The sequence below is a fragment of the Actinocorallia sp. B10E7 genome (assembly GCF_039871655.1).
In the GTDB taxonomy this organism is placed as follows: domain Bacteria; phylum Actinomycetota; class Actinomycetes; order Streptosporangiales; family Streptosporangiaceae; genus Actinocorallia.
The window spans coordinates 360,894-378,670 of sequence record NZ_JBDPLZ010000001.1; the positions used below are offsets into that span (position 1 = coordinate 360,894).

The window sequence follows — 17,777 nt, forward strand, 5'->3', positions numbered from 1 at the left end:
GCCACCCGCATGGCGGGCGCCGGGCGCGTCCCTCCGGCCGAGCAGGGATACGACCGTCAGGACGTTCTGAGGGCGGCCGGGCCTTCGTCCAGGCCGGGGCAGGACGTGAGGCCGTCTCTCCACTGGCGGCGGGCGTGCTCTTTCGCCTGGCCGGTGAGAGGGCCTCGGGCGGTGCTCGGGTTCCACGTGGCCTTGAGGACGGTGGTACCGCCGACCTTCAGGTCGAGGAGTCCGCCGCTGCCGCCGTTCAGGAAGCCGAGGCCGTAGTGGACGAAACCGAGGCCTTCGGCGAGGAAGCCGCCGGGTTGGACGGGGCCTCCGGCGCCGACCACGGCGTCCGCGCCGGCCTCGACCAGCGCGGCGGTGAGGGAGCGGCGGGCGTCGTCCGGACAGGCGGTCCCGGTCCGGGGCCAGAGCAGGTAGACCATGACGAAGTCGGTCGTGTCCGCGGTGGTCCGCACCGCTCGGAGCAGGGCCTTCTTGTCCCGCTCCGGGGAGGTCGCTCCGAAGACCGCCACCTCGTGGCCGCCGATCTCCTTGCTGTACGGGACGGTGCCGGAGACGGTGGTGAAACCGTCCGCGGGAGTGTCGGCGACCAGGACGTCGACGCCCGCCGCTCCCAGAGTGGCGGGGTCGCCGCTGACGACGGTCAGGTCGGCCTCGTCCAGGGACGCGGGCGGACGACCCTGGAAGGCCTCACCTCCCAGCAGGATCCGGATGGGGGGTTCGGTCCCCTGGTCCAGCGGAGCGGCGAGGGGGCCGCACCCGGCGGTCGACGCCATCAGTCCCAGCAGACCCAGCACAAACGGAAACTTTTTCATGTCCTGTTCTGACGCCGCCCGATCCCGTTCCGATCGGACCATCTCCCGGAAAGACGTCTGATCACGGTCTCGTCATCCGTGTCGCGGCTCTCCGCACGGGACGCGGGGCTTCGGCACCGGCCCCGCGTCCGGGCGCAGGCTGCCGGGGCTCCCGGACGGGGAACGAACCTCGCCCCGACAAAACTCTCATAGGGTGCTAGATAGCAACAATCATCTCTCACCTGTATATTCCTCCTGGCTGACCAGCCCTGGCCATTGGGTTTGTTCCTAAATGACCGGAATGGGCGGTTTGTCCAGCAGGGTTGCCGGGAGAGGGATTTTCATCATGCCGTCAGTTACATCAAACGGTATCGCCCAAACCCGTAAATAAGGCAAGCTTCCCTGCACCGATTACTTCCGTCTTCAGCCTGTGATGAGGACCCTGAAAGATGTCACACGCTTCCCGACCCGCGCGGGCCCCCCGCCCGCCGGTGGAGAAGGCCCTGATCACCTGGCTGGTCTGCGTCCTGGGCGCCGGGGCGATCTGGTTGTGGGCGGTGATGTCCGTTTCCACCGACGACAGGCCGGTGGCGGGCTGGGCCGGCGGCGCCGCCGCGCTGACCTTCTGCCTCGCCAGCGCGCTGGCCGTCTACTTCGCCGCCAAGGAGAGCTGGGCCCGCCTGCAGCTCGATCAGGCCAGGAGTGAACTGGCCGGAGCCGAACAGGAACTCCAGCGCATCTGCGAGGAGACCCTCCCCTCCCTGGTCCACCGGGCCAGGGAGGGCGTCTCGCTGGAACTCCTGCTCGCCGAGACCCGGCCTCCCGCCAACCTCCAGCTGCAGCGGCTGCTGCACTCCACCGCCAGCGAACTGGTCGCCGCCGAGCGGCGGACCGCCGCCGCGATCCAGAACGGCACCGGAGTGCACCAGAACGTCACCCGGCTCGCCGAGGAGACCCTGCCCGAGCTCGTCCGCAGGATCCGCGAGGAGAACGCCTCCCTGGAGACCGCCGTCGCCGCCACCCCCCGGCCCGACGACCCCGTGCTGGCCGAACTCCTGGAGTCCGTCGCCCGGGAGATCGTCGCCGGAGAGCGCCGGGGCACCGCCGCGATGGCCGCCTGCTCCAACGCGGCGGCCCGCGTCCAGGCGCAGACCACCAGCCTCCTGGCCGAACTGCGCGAGCTCCAGCACCGCTACGGCGGGGCCGGCGAGGAGAAGATCTTCGCCGACCTGCTCGACCTGGACCACCGGATCTCCCAGCTCGGCCGGCTCGCCGACAGCATCGCGCTGCTCAGCGGCGGCCGGTCCGGCCGCCGCTGGACCAAGCCGATCGGCATGGAGAGCATCCTGCGCGGCGCGATGGGCCGCATCAACGCCTACCGCCGCGTCCGCCTGCACTCCACCAGCGACTCCGCCATCGTCGGCTACGCCGCCGAAGGCGTCATGCACGCCCTCTCCGAACTCATGGACAACGCCACCACGTTCTCCGCGCACGGCAGCGAGGTCCACGTCTACCTCGAGGAGGAGGACGCGGGCGTCATCATCACCATCGAGGACAGCGGCCTGGGCATGCGCAAGCGCGAACGCCAGCGCGCCGAGACCCTGGTCACCGAGCCGAGCGACCTGAAGACCCTGGCCGGCACCCGGCTGGGCCTGGCCGTGGTCGGCCGGCTCGCCGACAAGTACGGCCTGTCGGTGAGCTTCCGGCCCTCCTCCCGCGGTGGCACCGGCGTCGTCCTGATGATCCCCCGCCAGCTCGTCACCCAGCCGAAGCCCGCCCCCACTCCCCCCAAAGAGGTCATGACACCGCTGCCCGCCGACCCTCCCGCACCGTCCGCCGGCGACTCCGGCGGGACCGGAGGCTGGGCCGGGCTGCCCAAGCGCCCCAGGGGCGCGGCCCTGGCGGCGGCCGAGCACAACGGCCTGCCCGCCGCCGCGGCCGAGCCCCCTCCGGCACCCCGTGACACCGGAGCGCGGTTCGCCGCGTTCCGCAAAGCGGCGGGCACAGACGCCTCTACAACTCAGGACGACAGATAGGGACTGGCTTCCCAGATATGAGCACCATCGACTCACCCGGCACCACAGAGCAGACCCTGGAGTGGCTGCTGGAGAGCCTCCGGCAGCGGACCCCCGGCGTACGCCACATCCTCGTGCTGTCCAAGGACGGCCTCAAGATGTGCTTCACCCCCGGCCTGACCGTCGACAAGGCCGACCACCTGTCGGCCATCGCGGCGGGCATCCAGAGCCTGTCGCTCAGCGCCTCCGCGGAGTTCGGCAACCGGCTCGGGCCCGGCCAGGCCATGGTCGAGTTCGCGGGCGGGCTGCTGCTGATCGTCCGAGCCGGGGCAGGCGCCCACCTGGCGGTCGTGGCGGCCGAGGACGCCGACGTCGGCATCGTCGGCCACAACATGAACGAACTGGTGGAGCAGATCGGCGGCTTCCTGACCGCCGCCCCGCGCGGACCAGAACCGGTCTCATGAACCGCCGCCGGCTCGACGACGAGAGCCCCGACCGCCTGTACACCGTGACAGGCGGCCGGAGCGACGCCAGCGACATCGAACTGGACCTGGTCAGCCTGGTCATCGCGGAGTTCGAGCCCGCGGCGGGCATGCAGTCAGAACACGTGCGGATCCTCGAACTCTCCCAGAGGCCCATCGCGATCGTGGAGCTGGCCGCCGAACTCCGCCTCCCCGTGAGCGTCGTGAAGATCCTGGTCGGCGATCTGCTCGACACCGGACGGCTGTCCCTGAGACGGCCGGCGCCCCCGTCGGGCAAGGCGCAACTTCCCGACATGGAAATCCTGAAGCAGGTACTCATTGGACTCGAGAGTCTCTGACGTGGTCGCGCGCGCACCGCTGAGCAGCACGGCCACCACCGGGTTGAAGATCGTGATCGTGGGCGGCTTCGGGGTCGGCAAGACCTCGCTGGTCAGCTCCGTCAGCGAGATCAGCCCGCTGAGCACCGAAGAGATCATGACGCAGGCGGGGGTCGGGGTCGACGACATCGGCCAGGTCCGCGACAAGCGGACCACCACCGTCGCCTTCGACTTCGGACGCATCACGCTGAACGCCGAGAACATCCTGTATCTCTTCGGCGCCCCCGGCCAGGAGCGTTTCTGGTTCCTGTGGGACCAGCTGTTCGCCGGCAGCCTCGGCGCGATCGTCCTGGTGGACACGCGCCGCCTGGAGGAGTCCTGGTACGCCATCGACCGACTCGAGCACCACGGCATGCCGTTCGTGGTGGCGGTCAACCGGTTCGAGAACCAGGGGCCCGGTCTCGACCAGGTCCGCGACGCGCTCTCCCTCTCCCCGGATGTGCCCCTGATCGAGTGCGACGCCCGGCTGCGGGAGTCCTGCAAGTTCGTCCTCGTCACGCTGGTCCGTCACCTGACCCGTCTTTCGGAGCGCATGCCATGATCGCGGAAGAGCCCGTACGCCTCTACGGCACGCACATCGCCGCCGACCCCGCCGAGCTGTACGAGGAGATCCGCAGCCGGCACGGCAGCGTCGCGCCGATCCTGCTCGACGACGACGTGCCCGCCTGGTTCGTGCTCGGCTACCGGGAGGTCCACCACGTCACCGCCAACCCGCAGCTGTTCGCGCGGGACTCCCGGCGCTGGAACCAGTGGCCGAACATCCCCGAGGGCTGGCCGCTGCTGCCCTACGTCGGCTGGAACCCCTCCGTCATGTTCGCCGAGGGCGCCGAGCACCAGCGCAGGGCCGGGGCGATCGGCGACGCGCTCGACGTCATCGACCGCACCGAGCTGACGTCCATCTGCGAACGGGCCTCGGACCTTCTCATCGACACCTTCGCCGGCAACGGTGAGGCCGACCTGGTCGCGCAGTACGCCACGATCATGCCGCTCTACGTCCTGGCGAAGATCTTCGGCCTGCCCGACGCGGACGTGCCGGTCCTCGTCCAGGACATCGCCGAGTCCCTGGACGTCGGAGAGGGCGCGGCCGACGCCTACGGGCGGGTGCAGGCCCGGATGCAGCGGCTGGTCAAGGAGAAGCACGAGCAGCCGGGCCCGGACGTCCCGTCCCGGCTGCTGACGCACCCGACGGGGCTCACCGAGGAGGAGATCGTCATCGACCTGCTGGTGGTGCTCGCCGCCGCGCAGGCCCCGACGGGCAACTGGATCGGCAACGCGCTGCGGCTGATGCTGATCGACGACGACTTCTCCGTCAGCCTCCAGGGCGGGCGCAGCAGCGTCGCGCAGGCGCTGAACGAGGTGCTGTGGAAGGACACCCCGACCCAGAACTTCATCGGACGCTGGGCGGTGCACGACTGCGAGCTGGGCGGGCGGCGCATCCGCCGGGGCGACCTGCTGGTGCTGGGGTTCGCCGCGGCCAACCGGGACCCGCAGGTCCGGCCGTCCTTCCACGACACCGGTACCAACCGCGCCCACATGTCGTTCGGGCACGGGGAGCACGGCTGCACCTATCCGGGCCCCGAGATGGGCGAGATCATGGCCAAGACGGCGGTCGAGGTGCTGCTGGACCGGCTGCCCGACGTCCGCCTCGCGGTGGACGTGAAGGAGCTGCAGTGGCGTCCGTCGCTGTGGATGCGCGGACTGTTCGCCCTGCCCGTCACCTTCACGCCCACCACGCGCGTCTCACGCGGTTAGCGTCACGCGGGGGTGAACCTCACCCGCAGTTCGGCCGGACCGCGGGTGAACACGCCCTTCTCCTGCGGGGTGAAGCCCTCTTCGAGCTCCATGTCGGGCATCGCGTCGAGCAGCATGTTCGAGGCGACCTGGACCTCGGTCTTGGCGAGCAGCGCGCCGACGCAGAAGTGGCGGCCCAGCGCGAACGCCAGGTGGTCGGCGGCAGCCGAGAAGGCGCTGGTGACGTTCAGGTCGTCCCGGAAGATGTTGAAGGTGTCCGGGTCCTTGTAGTGCCGCTCGTCGCGGTTGGCCGCGCCGATCAGCGCCGTGACCGTGCTGCCGGCCGGGATCACGCCGCCGGCGATCTCCACGTCCTCCGAGGGCTCCCGCATGATCATGTGGACCGGCGGGTAGAAGCGCAGCGACTCGGCGAAGGCCCGGTCGATGAGGCTCCGGTCGGCGCGGACCGCCTCCAGCTGCTCGGGGTGCTGCAGGAGCAGCGCGAACATGCTGGCCAGCGCCTTGTCGGTGGTCTCGCCTCCGGCGGCCAGCAGCAGGCTGCAGAACGCCTTGACGTCCTCGTCACTCATGGTCTCGCCGTCGATCTCGGCGGTGACCAGGGTGGACAGCAGGTCGTCGCCGAGGTTCGAGCGCCGCTCCCGGATGATCGGGATCATGTACTCGGCGAACTCCTCCTTGGTGCGCACTCCGGCCGCGGCCACGTCCGGGTCCTGGGAGAGGTTGCCGAGGAAGGCGATGATCGAGGTGTACCACTTCTGGAAGCGGTCGTGGTCGGACTTGTCGAGGCCGAGCATGTCCACGATGACGCTGATGGGGAAGCGGTTGGCGAACTGCGAGACCAGCTCGACGGACCCGGCGGAGCGGAAGCCGTCGATGAGCTCGGAGGCGTTCTTCTCGATGACGGGGAGGAACTTCTCCTCCAGTTCGCTTCCCCGGAACGCCGGGGCGACCAGCGCCCGCCGGACGGAGTGCTCGCGGCCGCTCAGCTGGAGAATGGTCTTGCCGTGCACCGGCTCCAGCTGCCAGTCGTAGTTGGCCGTGGTGAAGACCTGGTCCTTGAAGACCCGCTCGACGTCCTCGTACCGGGAGACGATGTAGGACTGCATCGCCTCGTGGTGGTACAGGGGAGCCTCGTCACGCAGGATCTTGTACGCCGGGTAGGGGTCGGCGGCGAATTCGGCGGACAGAATATCGGGTATTTCAGACCCCATAATAAACCTCTCAGAAGGCGCATTTTGCCAATACCACCCTAAAGAGATCAACCTTAATGATCAAGATCTAAACCAAATCGACCCGCCGTGTCGAGCGATGTGTCATCACTCTCCTACACGGCGGGCCATGTCGACCGGACCCGGCGGAACTGACAGAATCGCCAAAACCACCTAATTGTCCGAATTGTCAGGGTTATTGGGCTCCGGTGACGGTCACCAGCGGGTCGGAGGCGTCACCCGTCGACCACACGTAGTCCGCCGCGGAGGCGTCGCCCAGCGCCGCCTTGAGGAACCGCGCGGCCCAGCGCGCGGAGGTCTGGATGCTCTGGGCCTGGGTGATCGTCTGGACCGAGCCGTCGGGGTCGGCGCCCGAAGGGTTCTGCGCGTCCGTGATGCCGTAGTGGTTGGCGCCGGACAGCCGCACGATCTGCTTCGGCTCGTCCTTGATCCTGCCGTAGGTGGTCTCGGCGTCGGCCGGGAGCGCCACGCCGTCGGCGGTGCCCTGGACGAGCTGCACGGGGATGAGGTTGTCGACCTCGGGGAAGAGCCCGATGCCCGGCAGCTTGTTGTTCGTGCCGAAGAACGAGCCGGCCTTGACCTCCGGAGGCATGGTGTAGGTCAGGCTCGTGCAGAACGGGGTGACGCACGTGCTCTCGGAGACGGCCAGGCCCGTCGCGCCGCCGAAGGAGTGGCCGAGCAGCACCAGCGTGTCGGTGTCGATCCTGCCCCGCAGCGGCGACGAGGTGTTCGCGTTCTCGTCGTCCATCCAGTCCAGGGTCTCGGCGGGCTGGCTCTGCGAGGCGTAGTAGTCGTTGTCGAAGAAGAGCAGCCGCTTGTGGTTGGGCACCACGACGATGAAGCCGTACGAGGCGACCTCCTGCGCGTACTGCGCGTAGTGCATCCGGTGGACCTGCGCGCCCTGGAGCATCAGCGCGACGGGCAATTCCCCGGTGGCGCCGGACGGGTAGTAGACGTCGGTCCCGTCGTTCTCGATCTGCGACGAGTAGTGGGAGACGCCCGCGACGGCGGAGGCGGGAGCGGGGAGGCCGACGGTGAGGCCGGCCAGGAGGGAGGTGAGGAGAGCGGCGGTGGCCGCCGGACCGCGAAGACGCATGGGTCCTCCAATAGAGGGAAACTCTGTTCCACTAAGGCAGACAAAGTTTCGCTCACGGATACAGAGGCGTCAATAGAGATCATGAGTTCGCCGCCCGGACGGTCCCGGCCGCCCTCCGCCACCGGGCTTGACAGGGACGGGTGATCGATAAAACCTCCTAGTGAGAATCTCAGGGAGGTTCCTGTGGGCTTCGCCGACGGACCGACGACGTACGACCACGTCTTCCTCATCCGGGATGACGGCCGCTACCTCAGCCCCGAGACGGGAGCCGGAACGCTTCCCGTCGAACCCGCGCCTTCGGGGGAGACGCCGCTCCACATCCAGACGCCGCTGGTGTTCGGGCGGCTGAAGACCAGCTACAAGGACGTCTTCGACTTCCTCGTCATCATCACGGACGACCTCACCGGCGGGCACCGCAGGGGCACACGCAGCCTGCACCGCCACATCCACGAGAAGGACGAACTCGGCGCCGGGCGGCTGAAGGGCGTCTCCACCCTGTCGGCGGGGACGTTGAAGAGCCGGCCCGTCCAGGGCGGCAGGGCCGTGCTGCACGAGTTCCAGCACCTCCTGCCGGAGCCCGTCCCGCGCAAGACGGTCGTCCTCTACCAGGCCGCTTTCATCCTGCTCACCCGGAACCCCGAGCGGGCCGTGAAAGAGGGGACCGCCGGCCTCGTCAACGAGTGCCGCAAGGCCTTCGAAGTCCTCATCTACGAGACCACCGGCAAGCTCGTCCTGATGCGCACCAACCTTTGGTGACGCGGGATCACTTGCGCCTCATCCGGTAGTGCAGGTGGAGGAAGGGGACGCCGAAGAACTCGAAGAAATGGTCGGCCTCCAGCCCGCCGTTCCGGACGTAGACGTCCAGACGTTCGGAGAGGCGCTTCACCGGTTTCGTGATGAGCCCCCCGGTGCCGGGGTCCTCGTACGTCAGGTGGTGGCCGGGGTGCGCGAGAGCGCTTTCGCTGGTGAGCGTCAGGCCGCCGTCCTCCCGCGTCAGCGGGACCAGCGTGGCGGTGAACGCGCCGCGCGGAAGCGGGAAGCCGACGCCCACATAGCCGCGTCCGGACTGCCGGTAGGTGGTGTAGATGCCGACGTGGAAGGGTTCGCCGGTGTCGGAGTGCGCCCTGAGCCATCCGCGGAGCTGGTGGTCGGGGAGATTGACGGTGTGGATCCTCCCCCGCACTCCGCGCTGCGCCTCCCGCTGGTTCATCGGGACGTCCGCCCTGGAGAGCGGCCTCGCGACGAGCACGCGGTACAGGAGGTTGCCCAGCCTCGTGCCCGGCCTCCACCGCGGCTCGACGTCGAAGGCGAACCGGCCGGTGTGCTCGTAGAACTCCCGCACCAGCGGATCCACCCGGTCGGGGATGCAGCCCGGCCCTTCGAGCACGTCAAGGGTGGGGACGATGCCGGCGTTCGGCGCGTTCTCGACGTACTCTCCGCCCAGATGGACGGCCAGGTCCTTGACGCAGCCCGAGCCCGCCCCGGCGATCCACCGCCCCAGCGACGGAACCCGCTCCGAACGCCTCCGCCCGCACGCGACCGCCGCCGCCCCCAGCCCCGCCGCTCCGGCCAGCGCTCCGACGCACATCACCGATTTCCAGATAGCCCCTCCCACCCCTGAGAACTTACCGGTTCGATGCAGGATCGTAATCAACTTTTTCGAGAAATATCACGTCTTATGCCGAGTTGGTATCGGGTCGCCACTCGGTGAGGCACCGCCCTGAAGGGAAACGCAGGATTCAGGACGGCACCGGGCTGAATCGGCCGGCATTCGGTGCCGGAACGCGACCGAAGCGAAAGGCGGCAGCACCTTGCCACCCGTGTAGAACGTGTTCTAGTTTCGCGGGCATGAGCTTCGTTCTGCTGGACCGGCCCCGCGAGCACGTCGCGCTGATCACCATGAACCGGCCCGAGCGCAGGAACGCCATGGCCTTCGACGTCATGATCCCGCTCCGGGAGACGATCGAGCGCGTCAGCCGCGACAACGACGTCCGCGTCATCGTCCTGACCGGCGCGGGCGACGGATTCTGCTCCGGCGCCGACCTGGAGGACCCCGGCCCCCTCCCCGACATCGACGGCCTCACCCTCCCGTCCATCGCCCGGCGCGCCATGGAGGAGCTGGAGGACGTCGTCCTCGCCCTGCGCAAGGCCCACCAGCCCGTCATCGGCGCGATCAACGGCCCCGCCATCGGCGGCGGGATGTGCCTGGCCCTGGCCACCGACATCCGCCTCGCCTCCGAGACCGCCCGCTTCCGCGCCGCCGGGATCAACAACGGCCTCACCGCCGCCGAACTGGGCCTGTCCTACCTGCTCCCCCGTGCCATCGGCGCCTCCCGCGCCTTCGAGATCATGCTCTCCGGCCGCGACGTGAGCGCCGCCGAGGCCGAACGGATCGGCCTGGTCTCCCGCGCCGTCCCCGCCGAGGACCTCCTGGAGGAGTGCTACGCCCTGGCCTCCCGCATCGCCGCCTACAGCCGCCTGGGCGTCGAGCTCACCAAGCGCATGCTCTGGTCCAGCCTGGACACCGCGGGCCTCCAGTCCCACCTGGAGCACGAGGGAACCGCCCAACTCCTCGTCCGCCTGACCACCCGTAACTTCGAGGAGTCCATCCGCGCCCGCAAGGACTCCCGCCCCCCGAACTTCACCGATTAGCCCGCCGGGCTCCCTGCCCGCCTTCCCGACCCCGCCGAGGCCGCCAGCCACATCGCGACCCCCACCCCGACACCGAGTCCCGGGTTCCCTGCGGACAAGCCCACCGCGCCCCCCATGGCCAGCCCCATCCCCATGCTCGCCAGCTGATGATTCTTCACCGGACTCCCCTTTCATGATCACGTCTTCGACGTGCCCGATTGAGATCCTTTCCCCCGATTACCGGTTCGCGCACATCCCCGCCTCCTGGTACTGTTCTCATGTCGAAAGGGGCGCAAGCCGCCCCTGACACAACCCGCGCCGCTAGCTCAGTTGGTTAGAGCAGCTGACTCTTAATCAGCGGGTCCGGGGTTCGAGTCCCTGGCGGCGCACCATCTCTGACCAGCGCGTTCTTGATCATCGGGAACGCGCTGGTCGGTTTTGTTCTGAGCGGGCTCCCGGTACCCCGACAGGGCTTTGCATGGCGAAGCCCATGCCGAGACGCTCCGTCCCATCCTCGCCAGGACGCCGGGGCCGATCCAGGCGTAGGTGGACAATGTTCCACATGATGGAAACACGGCGGCGCATAGCCCAGGGCCTGACGAAGTTCGGTCACGTCGAGATCGGTGACAGTCCCGGTATGCGTCGTGCCGCCGTCGTCATCTGCGTCACCGAGCAGGACGGCGAGCCCTGTGTCCTGCTGATCCGCCGCGCCCTGCGCGGCCGCAACGCCGGGCAATGGGCCCTGCCCTGCGGACGAAGAGACCCGGGGAGACGGTGGAGCAGACCGCCCTGCGCGAACTCCACGAAGAACTCCGCGTCGCCCTCGCCCCGACCGACCTCCTGGGCCGCCTCGACGATTTCCCCGCCTTCTCCGGATTCGCCATCAGCCCGATCGTCGCGATCCCGGACGCCCTCGGCCCCTTCGTCCCGAACCCCGACGAAGTCCGCTCGGTCCACCACATACCGTTCCTCAACACTGTCCAGGAGTGTCCCTGTGATCAGCGGCCTGCCCCGAACGGTGCTGGACAGGCTGGTCCCCTGCTTTCACGCACCCGGCGGCTGCGCGGATCGCGTCTGTGCAGCCTTGCGGGTGGGGCGGGTTCCCTCGCGCCCTGGGACGCGGCGTTCGGCCTGGGCGGTCCGATGCCCCGCACCATCACTCCGGTGGTGTGGGGGTGGTGCCGTCCGACGCCGGGCGCCGTGTCCCAGGGCGCGTCTGCCGATCACGATGCTCGCGGCCTCGTGCCGGGTCGTCTTACGGGTGGGAGTGCTGGTCGGCCGCTGCCAGTGCTGGGCTCCCCACACGCTGGTGTAGGCCGCATCCACCGCGACCACGGCGAGGTCGTGCTCGGCGGCCATCGAGACCAGGCGGGCCTTCAACCGGCTGGTGGGGATGCCGGAGATGACCTGGCGGAAGCGGCGGTTGCGGCCGTGCTTCTCGCGGGTGGTGGCCTCGGTGAAGTCCAGGTCCTCGATCGCGATCGCTCTCGCGCCACTGCGGCGGGTGTAGTGCAGCAGCCGGGTCAGGGCGTGCCGCACCTGGGCGTCCCGGTGCTGGGAGGTGCCCGACAGGTCGTAGTCGAAGCGTTCCGGCGTGCCGATCGGGTTGCCGTGGACGTCCAGCCGCCAGGCGGCCAGATGGTCGGCGTTGGTGTCCACCGCCACCACCCCGGCCGATCTCGCCGCCTCCAGGGGCAGGATCTGCACGGGCGGGCGCTGCCAGGAAGCGTCCACGTACCAGCGGCCCCGGTCGGCGTCCAGGTGCAGGCGGTAGGCCACGGCCCGGTCGGCCTCCACCCGGTCCGCCCACTCCCCGCCCCGATGCGCGAAGGACACCTTCGCGGCCAGGACGTACCGGCCGTGGGGGGCGTTGGCCAGGCCGGTCAGGGGTGCGGGGAGTTTGAGGCTGAGCTGCCCGTCGGGGGTGATGCGCAGGGTCTCGTTGCCGTACCGCTTGCCGCTCTCGCCGTCGGCCGACAGGAACCAGCGGGCCGCCTGCCACCGCTTCCGCCACCGCTCGGCGGTGAGGCCGGCTTCCCGCAGGTGGTGGCGGGTGCGGGCCAGAGCGCGGCCGCCGCGCACCACGCGTACCCGCCCGGCGGCGAAGTCGGCCGCGACCTTCTGGCGGCGTTCCTTCAGCACGGCCAGGCGGCGGGACTTGGCGAACCACTCACTCCGCGACCGATACCCGCCCGGGGCGCGTTTGTTCCCCTTCTCGCCCAGGGGCAGGGCCAGACGACGGCCGATCGTGTCGATGGCGGCGTCCAGGCCGGTCAGGTGGGCGGCCTGGGAGCGCCGGGACAGCGCCCACTGGTCGTGGGTGGCCTTGGTGATCGCCCCCGCCCACCGCGAGGAGGACTGGCCGGTCAGGTTCCGTTTGCGCTCGGCCCACCGCTGCGGGGTGTGGGCCAGGCCGTCAGCGCAGCGGACGGCCAGATCACGGCCCGCCAACGACCCCAGATGCGCACCCACCCGGCGCAGCACCTCCTCGTCCCGGGAGGTGAGGCCCTTGAGACGGGTGCGGACCGACACGCCCTGGGGCTGTGCGACGACGAACGGCGGGGTGACCGGCCGCAGCGGCCCCACTCGCTCAGCCATGCCGGGCCGTCCGCGAAGCAGAGCGGCAGTCGTGGATCACCGGCATACCGCACCCCTTCCCACCTGCCCTAGGTCACCGGGTGTGACCGCGAGACAACCTACCCCCGGTGCGGCGGGCACGGACGGGAAACCCGGAAACCCCTCCTTCCAGCATCCGGAGAGACCAGCGACCGACACCCGGCCGCCGAGACCGGCCCCACGGGATACGCCGCGAGGTCCACGGACGAGGCCACAGACGACCAGAGAAACCTCACGGACGCTCCTGAACACCAAACCGGCAACAGCTCATACCCCTGGCCCGTCTGACCGCCGACGACGCCGTCCACTTCCTCGACACCCCTCAGGGCCCACTCCTGCAGATGCGCCTCGGCCCCGGCACCACCATTCACGCACCCACGGGTGCCATCCTCCTCCAGTTCCGCGAGGCCGCCCTTCTCGGCAATCCCGTGCGAGTAGCCGACCTCCTCCAACCCGACTGGACCATCTCCTGAGGCTCCTCCCGACCGGACGGCGAACGCCACGTCCTTGCGAAGAGGATCCGTGCCACAGGGCGGAACCGCGCCGGCTCAACCGAGCAGGAGGTCGCGCAGCTCACGCTTGAGCAGCTTGCCGGCGGGGTTGCGCGGCAACTCGTCGTCGACGAACCACACCTTCACCGGCACCTTGAACGCCGCCAGCCGCTCCCCGACGTGTCGGCGCAGCTCGTCCGCCGACGCCGACGCGTCCTCCTTGAGGCGGACGACCGCGCCGACCTCCTCGCCGAGCTCCCGGTGCGGGATCCCGATCACGGCGGCGTCGTACACCGCGGGGTGCTCGAACAGCGCGGCCTCGACCTCCGCGCAGTACACGTTCTCGCCGCCGCGGATCAGCATGTCCTTCGCGCGGTCGACGATGTACACGAGGCCCTCGTCGTCGAGGCGCGCGAGATCGCCGGAGCGCAGCCAGCCGTCGGTGATGGCCGCCGCGGTCGCCTCGGGCCTGTTCCAGTATCCCCTCACGACGTTCGGCCCGCGGATCCAGAGCTCGCCGACCTCCCCTGCCGGCAGCGCGCGGCCGTCGTGGTCGACGACCCGCACGTCGACCACCGGCACGGGGCGGCCGACGCTGTCCGGCCTGCGCAGGTAGTCGATCCCGACGTTCACGGTCGTCACCGACGATGTCTCCGTCAGCCCGTAACCGTTGCTCGGTATCCGTCCCGGCAGCAATTCCTCGATCCGCCGCACCAGCTCCGGAGGCGCCGGCGCGCCGCCGTACCCGACGGAGGTGACGCTGGAGGTGTCGCGCCTGCCGAAATCCGGCGACTGCAGGACCTGCCACACCATCGTCGGCACGCCGCCGAACGTCGTCACCCGCTCGCGCTCGATCAGCTCCAGCGCGCGCTCGGGGTCCCACTTGTGCATCAGCACGAGCTTCCCGCCGGCCGCGAGGTTCGCGACGAGGACCGAGTGGCAGCCGGTCGCGTGGAAGAACGGCACCGACAGCAGGTACGACGGCTGCGAAGTGTCGGGGGCGGACCCGCCCGCCGACGTCCCCGACCGCAGCGCCGCGGCTTCCCGCGCGTACGCGAGCGAAAGGAGGTTGCCGCAGATGTTGCGGTGCGTGCCGAGCACACCCTTGGGTGCGCCGGTCGTACCCGATGTGTAGAAGATCGTGGCGTCGTCCTCGGCCTCGAGCGTCACCGCGGGCAGCGCGACGCCGTCCGGCACCTCGCCGAGCACGTCCTCGTACCGCGCGACGCCGTCCGGCACCTCGCCTTCCGCACGCGCGACCACCACCGCCAGGTCCAGTTCCGCGAGTTCGGGCACGAGCCGGTCGAGCCGCTCGCCGTCGACGAACACGACCTTCGAACCGGAGTCGGTGAGCCCGTACACCAGCTCCGGCGTGGCCCACCACGCGTTCAGCGGCACGACGACGGCGCCGACCGCGGCAGCGGCCCAGAACGCCGCCGACCACTCCGGAAAGTTGCGCATCGCGATCGCGACGCGGTCACCTTTGCGCACTCCGTAGTGCTCCATCAAACGGTGCGCGAGCGCCGCGACCTGCCGGAAGTGCTCCTCGAACGTGGTCCGCTCGTCCTCGTACACGAGGAACGTCTTGTCGCCGTGCAGCCGCGATATCTCGAGCAGATCCCGCAGGCTGGCCGGCGCGTTCTTCCACACGCGCAATCGCGCCCCGCGCACCTCCGCCTCCGCGATCTCGAACATCTTCCCGGGAGCGGTGAGCGTCGCCTCCACCTCCGGCCACGGCATCGCAGGCTCCGTCTCGCGCGTCAGCGGACCGTTGGAACCCGGCACTTTCATAGTTCCTCCCTGGGCCTTCGCATCGAGCGGCACAGCTCTGGACGTCCACGGATGTCCGAATGCACCTGCATTGAAGATTACGGGATAATGTGACCCAGGCAACAGACGGCGACCGGTGCCGCTTCTCCTTCGGGCGCTCCTGTCACGCGCCGAGCCCTGCGGAGCCTTTGGCGATGTCGTCGGCCGGTGTGCCCATCGTCGTCTCCGTGGCCGTCGGCGGGCCGGTATGCGGCTACGAGCGGCGGGCCGCGAAGAACTTCTTCCAGTTCTCCGCGGCCTTGGCCAGCTCGGGCCGGTCGGCGAAGACCGGCTGCATCTTCTCCCACGCCTGCTCCCGCCTGTAGGGGAGGAACTCTCGGGGGAAGTGGCCCTCGTGGGGCCGGTGGTCCTTGAGCAGCCGGCGGGCGACGGTGGCCTTGTGCACCTCGTCGGGGCCGTCGGCCAGACCCATCGTGGGCGCGGACGCGTACATGTCACGGAGAGGAGTGAGGTCGGTGGTGCCGAGGGAGCCGTGGATGTGGAGGGCGTCGAAGGAGATCTCGCGCAGCACCCGCGCCATGGTGAACTTCACCCCGGCGATGTCGGTGCGGGCCTCACGCGTCGAGGTCCGGTCGATCTTCCACGCGGTCTCCAGCACGTAGAGCCGCAACATCTTGAGCTTCACGTACGACTCGGCGATCTTCTCCTGCACCATCTGGTGCTCGGCGATGACCGCCCCGTGCGACTCGCGCGACAACGCCCGCTCGCACATCATGTCGAGAGCCAGCTTGCACTGGGCGATCGTGCGCATCGCGTGGTGGATGCGGCCGCCTCCCAGCCGGCGCTGGGCCAGCGTTCTGGCGCCGTCCTCGGGGCCGAGGAGGTGGTCGAGAGGCACCCGGACGTCCCGGTAGACGATGTGGTTGTGGTTGCGGGGCTCCGGCATGATCTCGACGCCCGGCGTCTTGCGCGGCACCACGAACATGCCGTTCGTGCACATCACGAAGAGGAGGTCGGCCACTCCCCCGGCCGAGGTGAACCACTTCTCGCCGTTGATCACCCACTCGTCGCCGTCGCGCACGGCGCGGGTTCTGAACAGGTTCGGGTCGGATCCGCCCTGGGGTTCGGTCATCGAGTAAGCGGAGAACATCTCCTGGTTCAGGAGCGGTTCGAGCCACCGCTTCTTCTGCTCCTCGGTGCCGTAGGCGGCGAGCATCTCGATGTTCCCGGTGTCGGGCGCGGCGGCGCCGAACAGCTGCGGCGCGGCCGGGTACCGGCCCAGGATCTCGTTGACCAGGGCCAGCTTCAGCTGCCCGAGGCCGGGACCGCCGAGCTCCTCGTCAAGGAACAGCGCCCACAGCCCCTGGTCCTTGACCTCTTGCTGCAGTTCCCTGACGTAGGCCTTCACCACCGGATCCGGCAGGCGGACGGCGTGGGGGAACACGTGGTGCAGCGGTTCGACCTTCTCTTCGCAGAACCGCTGGATCCAGTCCAGTTTCTCCTGGAACTCCGGTTCAGTGTGAAAATCCCAGGCCATGGCAGCACTCCCCGGTCCCTATAATGCGAGTGCATTGACCCTAACATTTGAGGAGTCGCCGGGTCTCGTCCGAGACGGGTGCGCTCAGCAGCGCCGCGACGAGGTCGGTGAGCTGGCTGATGAAGAGCCGGTGGTCGCGTCGTCCCGTCCGGGCACGGCGCGCCAGCTCCGAGGCCGCGAACCGGGTGGCGTCGAACCGGCGGTGCAGCCGGACCGCCTCGGGGCTCAGCAGCGGAAGCGCGAGGGCCCGCCAGCGCACGTAGCTCGACATCCGGTCCTCCATGGCGTCGAGGTCGAACTTCGGGTCGGGCTGGTTGTAGAGGTCTGCGATCAGCTGCAGGTAGCCGGGCCCTCCGTCGGTCGCGAGCTCGGCGGCGAGCGGTTCCACCAGCGTGGCGCACAGCGTGCGGAACCCGGCGTCGCCGTTCGCCTCGTAGGCGTCCAGCATCTCGTGCCGGCGGCGCTCGATGTGGACCTCGTGCTTCTCGAGCACCGCCATGATGAGCCCCCCTCGGCCGCCGAAGTGATACTGGATCGCGCTGGCGTTGGTGGAACCGGCCGCGGTGTTGATCTCCCGCAGGCTGACGGCGTCGGAGCCGCGCTCGGCGAAGAGCCGCTCGGCCGCGCTGATCAGGGCATCGGGCACGGGGGTGGACATGGCGACAGTTCTACTTCATGCGCGGCGCGTCCGTGACGGCCGCGTTCACGCCGCCGGCCCCGAGCCTGCGGCGATCGGCGCGTCGTGCACCGACCGGCGATATTTGGTGCGAGTGCATTCCCAGGTGGGAGTGGATCGGCGACGAGGGCGCGACCACCTTCAGCTACTGATGCCGGACCGTCGAGCACCGCGCCCGGTCATGGACGAACACGGCACGCGCCCGGCCGTCCCGGGCCCTCGCCTTCCTGAGCGAGGAGCCCGGGCCGGCTCCACGACCTCTCTCCGCCGGATAGTGCTGTGTTCCGCAGGCCGGTGTTCGTCCC

Annotated in this window: 16 protein-coding genes, 1 tRNA gene and 1 pseudogene; 9 read left to right on the plus strand and 9 right to left on the minus strand. The window is 69.5% G+C overall.

Annotated features, from left to right (window positions below):
• Positions 1-56: 56 nt before the first annotated feature.
• Positions 57-782 carry a CapA family protein gene (locus tag ABGB12_RS01670; protein ID WP_347673920.1) on the minus strand — a complete coding sequence of 242 codons (726 nt, stop codon included), beginning with the start codon at positions 780-782 and terminating at the stop codon, positions 57-59.
• Between the two features lie 467 nt (positions 783-1,249).
• On the opposite strand from ABGB12_RS01670, the gene ABGB12_RS01675 reads away from it, so the two are divergent.
• The 5 genes from ABGB12_RS01675 to ABGB12_RS01695 are packed head-to-tail and all read left to right on the plus strand — an operon-like array spanning position 1,250 to position 5,426.
• Entirely contained in the window at positions 1,250-2,836 is a 1,587-nt protein-coding gene (locus ABGB12_RS01675; protein ID WP_347673921.1) for an ATP-binding protein, read from the plus strand.
• 17 nt (positions 2,837-2,853) lie between these two features.
• On the plus strand, positions 2,854-3,279 hold the full coding sequence (locus tag ABGB12_RS01680) for a roadblock/LC7 domain-containing protein (protein WP_347673923.1): 426 nt from the start codon (positions 2,854-2,856) through the stop codon (positions 3,277-3,279).
• Positions 3,276-3,635 carry a DUF742 domain-containing protein gene (locus tag ABGB12_RS01685; protein WP_347673925.1) on the plus strand — a complete coding sequence of 120 codons (360 nt, stop codon included), beginning with the start codon at positions 3,276-3,278 and terminating at the stop codon, positions 3,633-3,635. Before ABGB12_RS01680 ends, ABGB12_RS01685 begins: the two co-directional genes overlap by 4 nt.
• A gap of 1 nt (position 3,636) precedes the next feature.
• A complete protein-coding gene (locus tag ABGB12_RS01690) occupies positions 3,637-4,215 on the plus strand; it encodes an ATP/GTP-binding protein (protein ID WP_347673927.1) in 579 nt (192 codons plus the stop codon).
• Positions 4,212-5,426 (plus strand): cytochrome P450, encoded by a 1,215-nt coding sequence (locus tag ABGB12_RS01695; protein ID WP_347673929.1) that lies wholly within the window; start codon positions 4,212-4,214, stop codon positions 5,424-5,426. The genes ABGB12_RS01690 and ABGB12_RS01695 overlap by 4 nt, the downstream gene beginning before the upstream one ends.
• Before the next feature lie 2 nt (positions 5,427-5,428).
• Here the strand turns inward: ABGB12_RS01695 and ABGB12_RS01700 are convergent, their stop codons facing one another.
• On the minus strand, positions 5,429-6,637 hold the full coding sequence (locus tag ABGB12_RS01700; protein WP_347673930.1) for a cytochrome P450: 1,209 nt from the start codon (positions 6,635-6,637) through the stop codon (positions 5,429-5,431).
• A 193-nt stretch (positions 6,638-6,830) separates the two neighbouring features.
• Positions 6,831-7,751 (minus strand): hypothetical protein, encoded by a 921-nt coding sequence (locus tag ABGB12_RS01705; RefSeq protein ID WP_347673932.1) that lies wholly within the window; start codon positions 7,749-7,751, stop codon positions 6,831-6,833.
• Between the two features lie 183 nt (positions 7,752-7,934).
• Here ABGB12_RS01705 and ABGB12_RS01710 point away from each other — a divergent pair, with 183 nt between their 5' ends.
• On the plus strand, positions 7,935-8,507 hold the full coding sequence (locus tag ABGB12_RS01710; RefSeq protein ID WP_347673934.1) for a hypothetical protein: 573 nt from the start codon (positions 7,935-7,937) through the stop codon (positions 8,505-8,507).
• Between the two features lie 7 nt (positions 8,508-8,514).
• Here ABGB12_RS01710 and ABGB12_RS01715 read toward each other — a convergent pair whose 3' ends face one another.
• Positions 8,515-9,339, minus strand: a complete 825-nt coding sequence (locus tag ABGB12_RS01715) for a hypothetical protein (protein ID WP_347673935.1) — start codon at positions 9,337-9,339, stop codon at positions 8,515-8,517.
• A gap of 260 nt (positions 9,340-9,599) precedes the next feature.
• Between ABGB12_RS01715 and ABGB12_RS01720 the strand changes: the two genes are divergently transcribed.
• The 3 genes and pseudogenes from ABGB12_RS01720 to ABGB12_RS01730 all read left to right on the plus strand — a co-directional run.
• Positions 9,600-10,403 (plus strand): enoyl-CoA hydratase, encoded by an 804-nt coding sequence (locus ABGB12_RS01720; protein WP_347673936.1) that lies wholly within the window; start codon positions 9,600-9,602, stop codon positions 10,401-10,403.
• A gap of 294 nt (positions 10,404-10,697) precedes the next feature.
• A tRNA-Lys gene (locus tag ABGB12_RS01725) sits at positions 10,698-10,774 on the plus strand.
• A gap of 245 nt (positions 10,775-11,019) precedes the next feature.
• A pseudogene (locus tag ABGB12_RS01730) lies at positions 11,020-11,210 on the plus strand (NUDIX domain-containing protein); the annotation flags it as partial.
• A gap of 216 nt (positions 11,211-11,426) precedes the next feature.
• On the opposite strand, the gene ABGB12_RS01735 reads toward ABGB12_RS01730, so the two are convergent.
• The 5 genes from ABGB12_RS01735 to ABGB12_RS01755 all read right to left on the minus strand — a co-directional run bounded on the left by ABGB12_RS01735 (position 11,427) and on the right by ABGB12_RS01755 (position 17,454).
• Positions 11,427-12,980 carry an IS200/IS605 family accessory protein TnpB-related protein gene (locus ABGB12_RS01735; RefSeq protein ID WP_347673937.1) on the minus strand — a complete coding sequence of 518 codons (1,554 nt, stop codon included), beginning with the start codon at positions 12,978-12,980 and terminating at the stop codon, positions 11,427-11,429.
• A gap of 98 nt (positions 12,981-13,078) precedes the next feature.
• On the minus strand, positions 13,079-13,501 hold the full coding sequence (locus ABGB12_RS01740) for a hypothetical protein (protein ID WP_347673939.1): 423 nt from the start codon (positions 13,499-13,501) through the stop codon (positions 13,079-13,081).
• A 45-nt stretch (positions 13,502-13,546) separates the two neighbouring features.
• Positions 13,547-15,280, minus strand: a complete 1,734-nt coding sequence (locus ABGB12_RS01745) for an AMP-binding protein (protein WP_347673940.1) — start codon at positions 15,278-15,280, stop codon at positions 13,547-13,549.
• Positions 15,281-15,512: 232 nt separating this feature from the next.
• On the minus strand, positions 15,513-16,796 hold the full coding sequence (locus tag ABGB12_RS01750; RefSeq protein ID WP_347673942.1) for an acyl-CoA dehydrogenase family protein: 1,284 nt from the start codon (positions 16,794-16,796) through the stop codon (positions 15,513-15,515).
• Between the two features lie 40 nt (positions 16,797-16,836).
• On the minus strand, positions 16,837-17,454 hold the full coding sequence (locus ABGB12_RS01755; protein WP_347673944.1) for a helix-turn-helix domain-containing protein: 618 nt from the start codon (positions 17,452-17,454) through the stop codon (positions 16,837-16,839).
• Positions 17,455-17,777 lie beyond the last annotated feature (323 nt).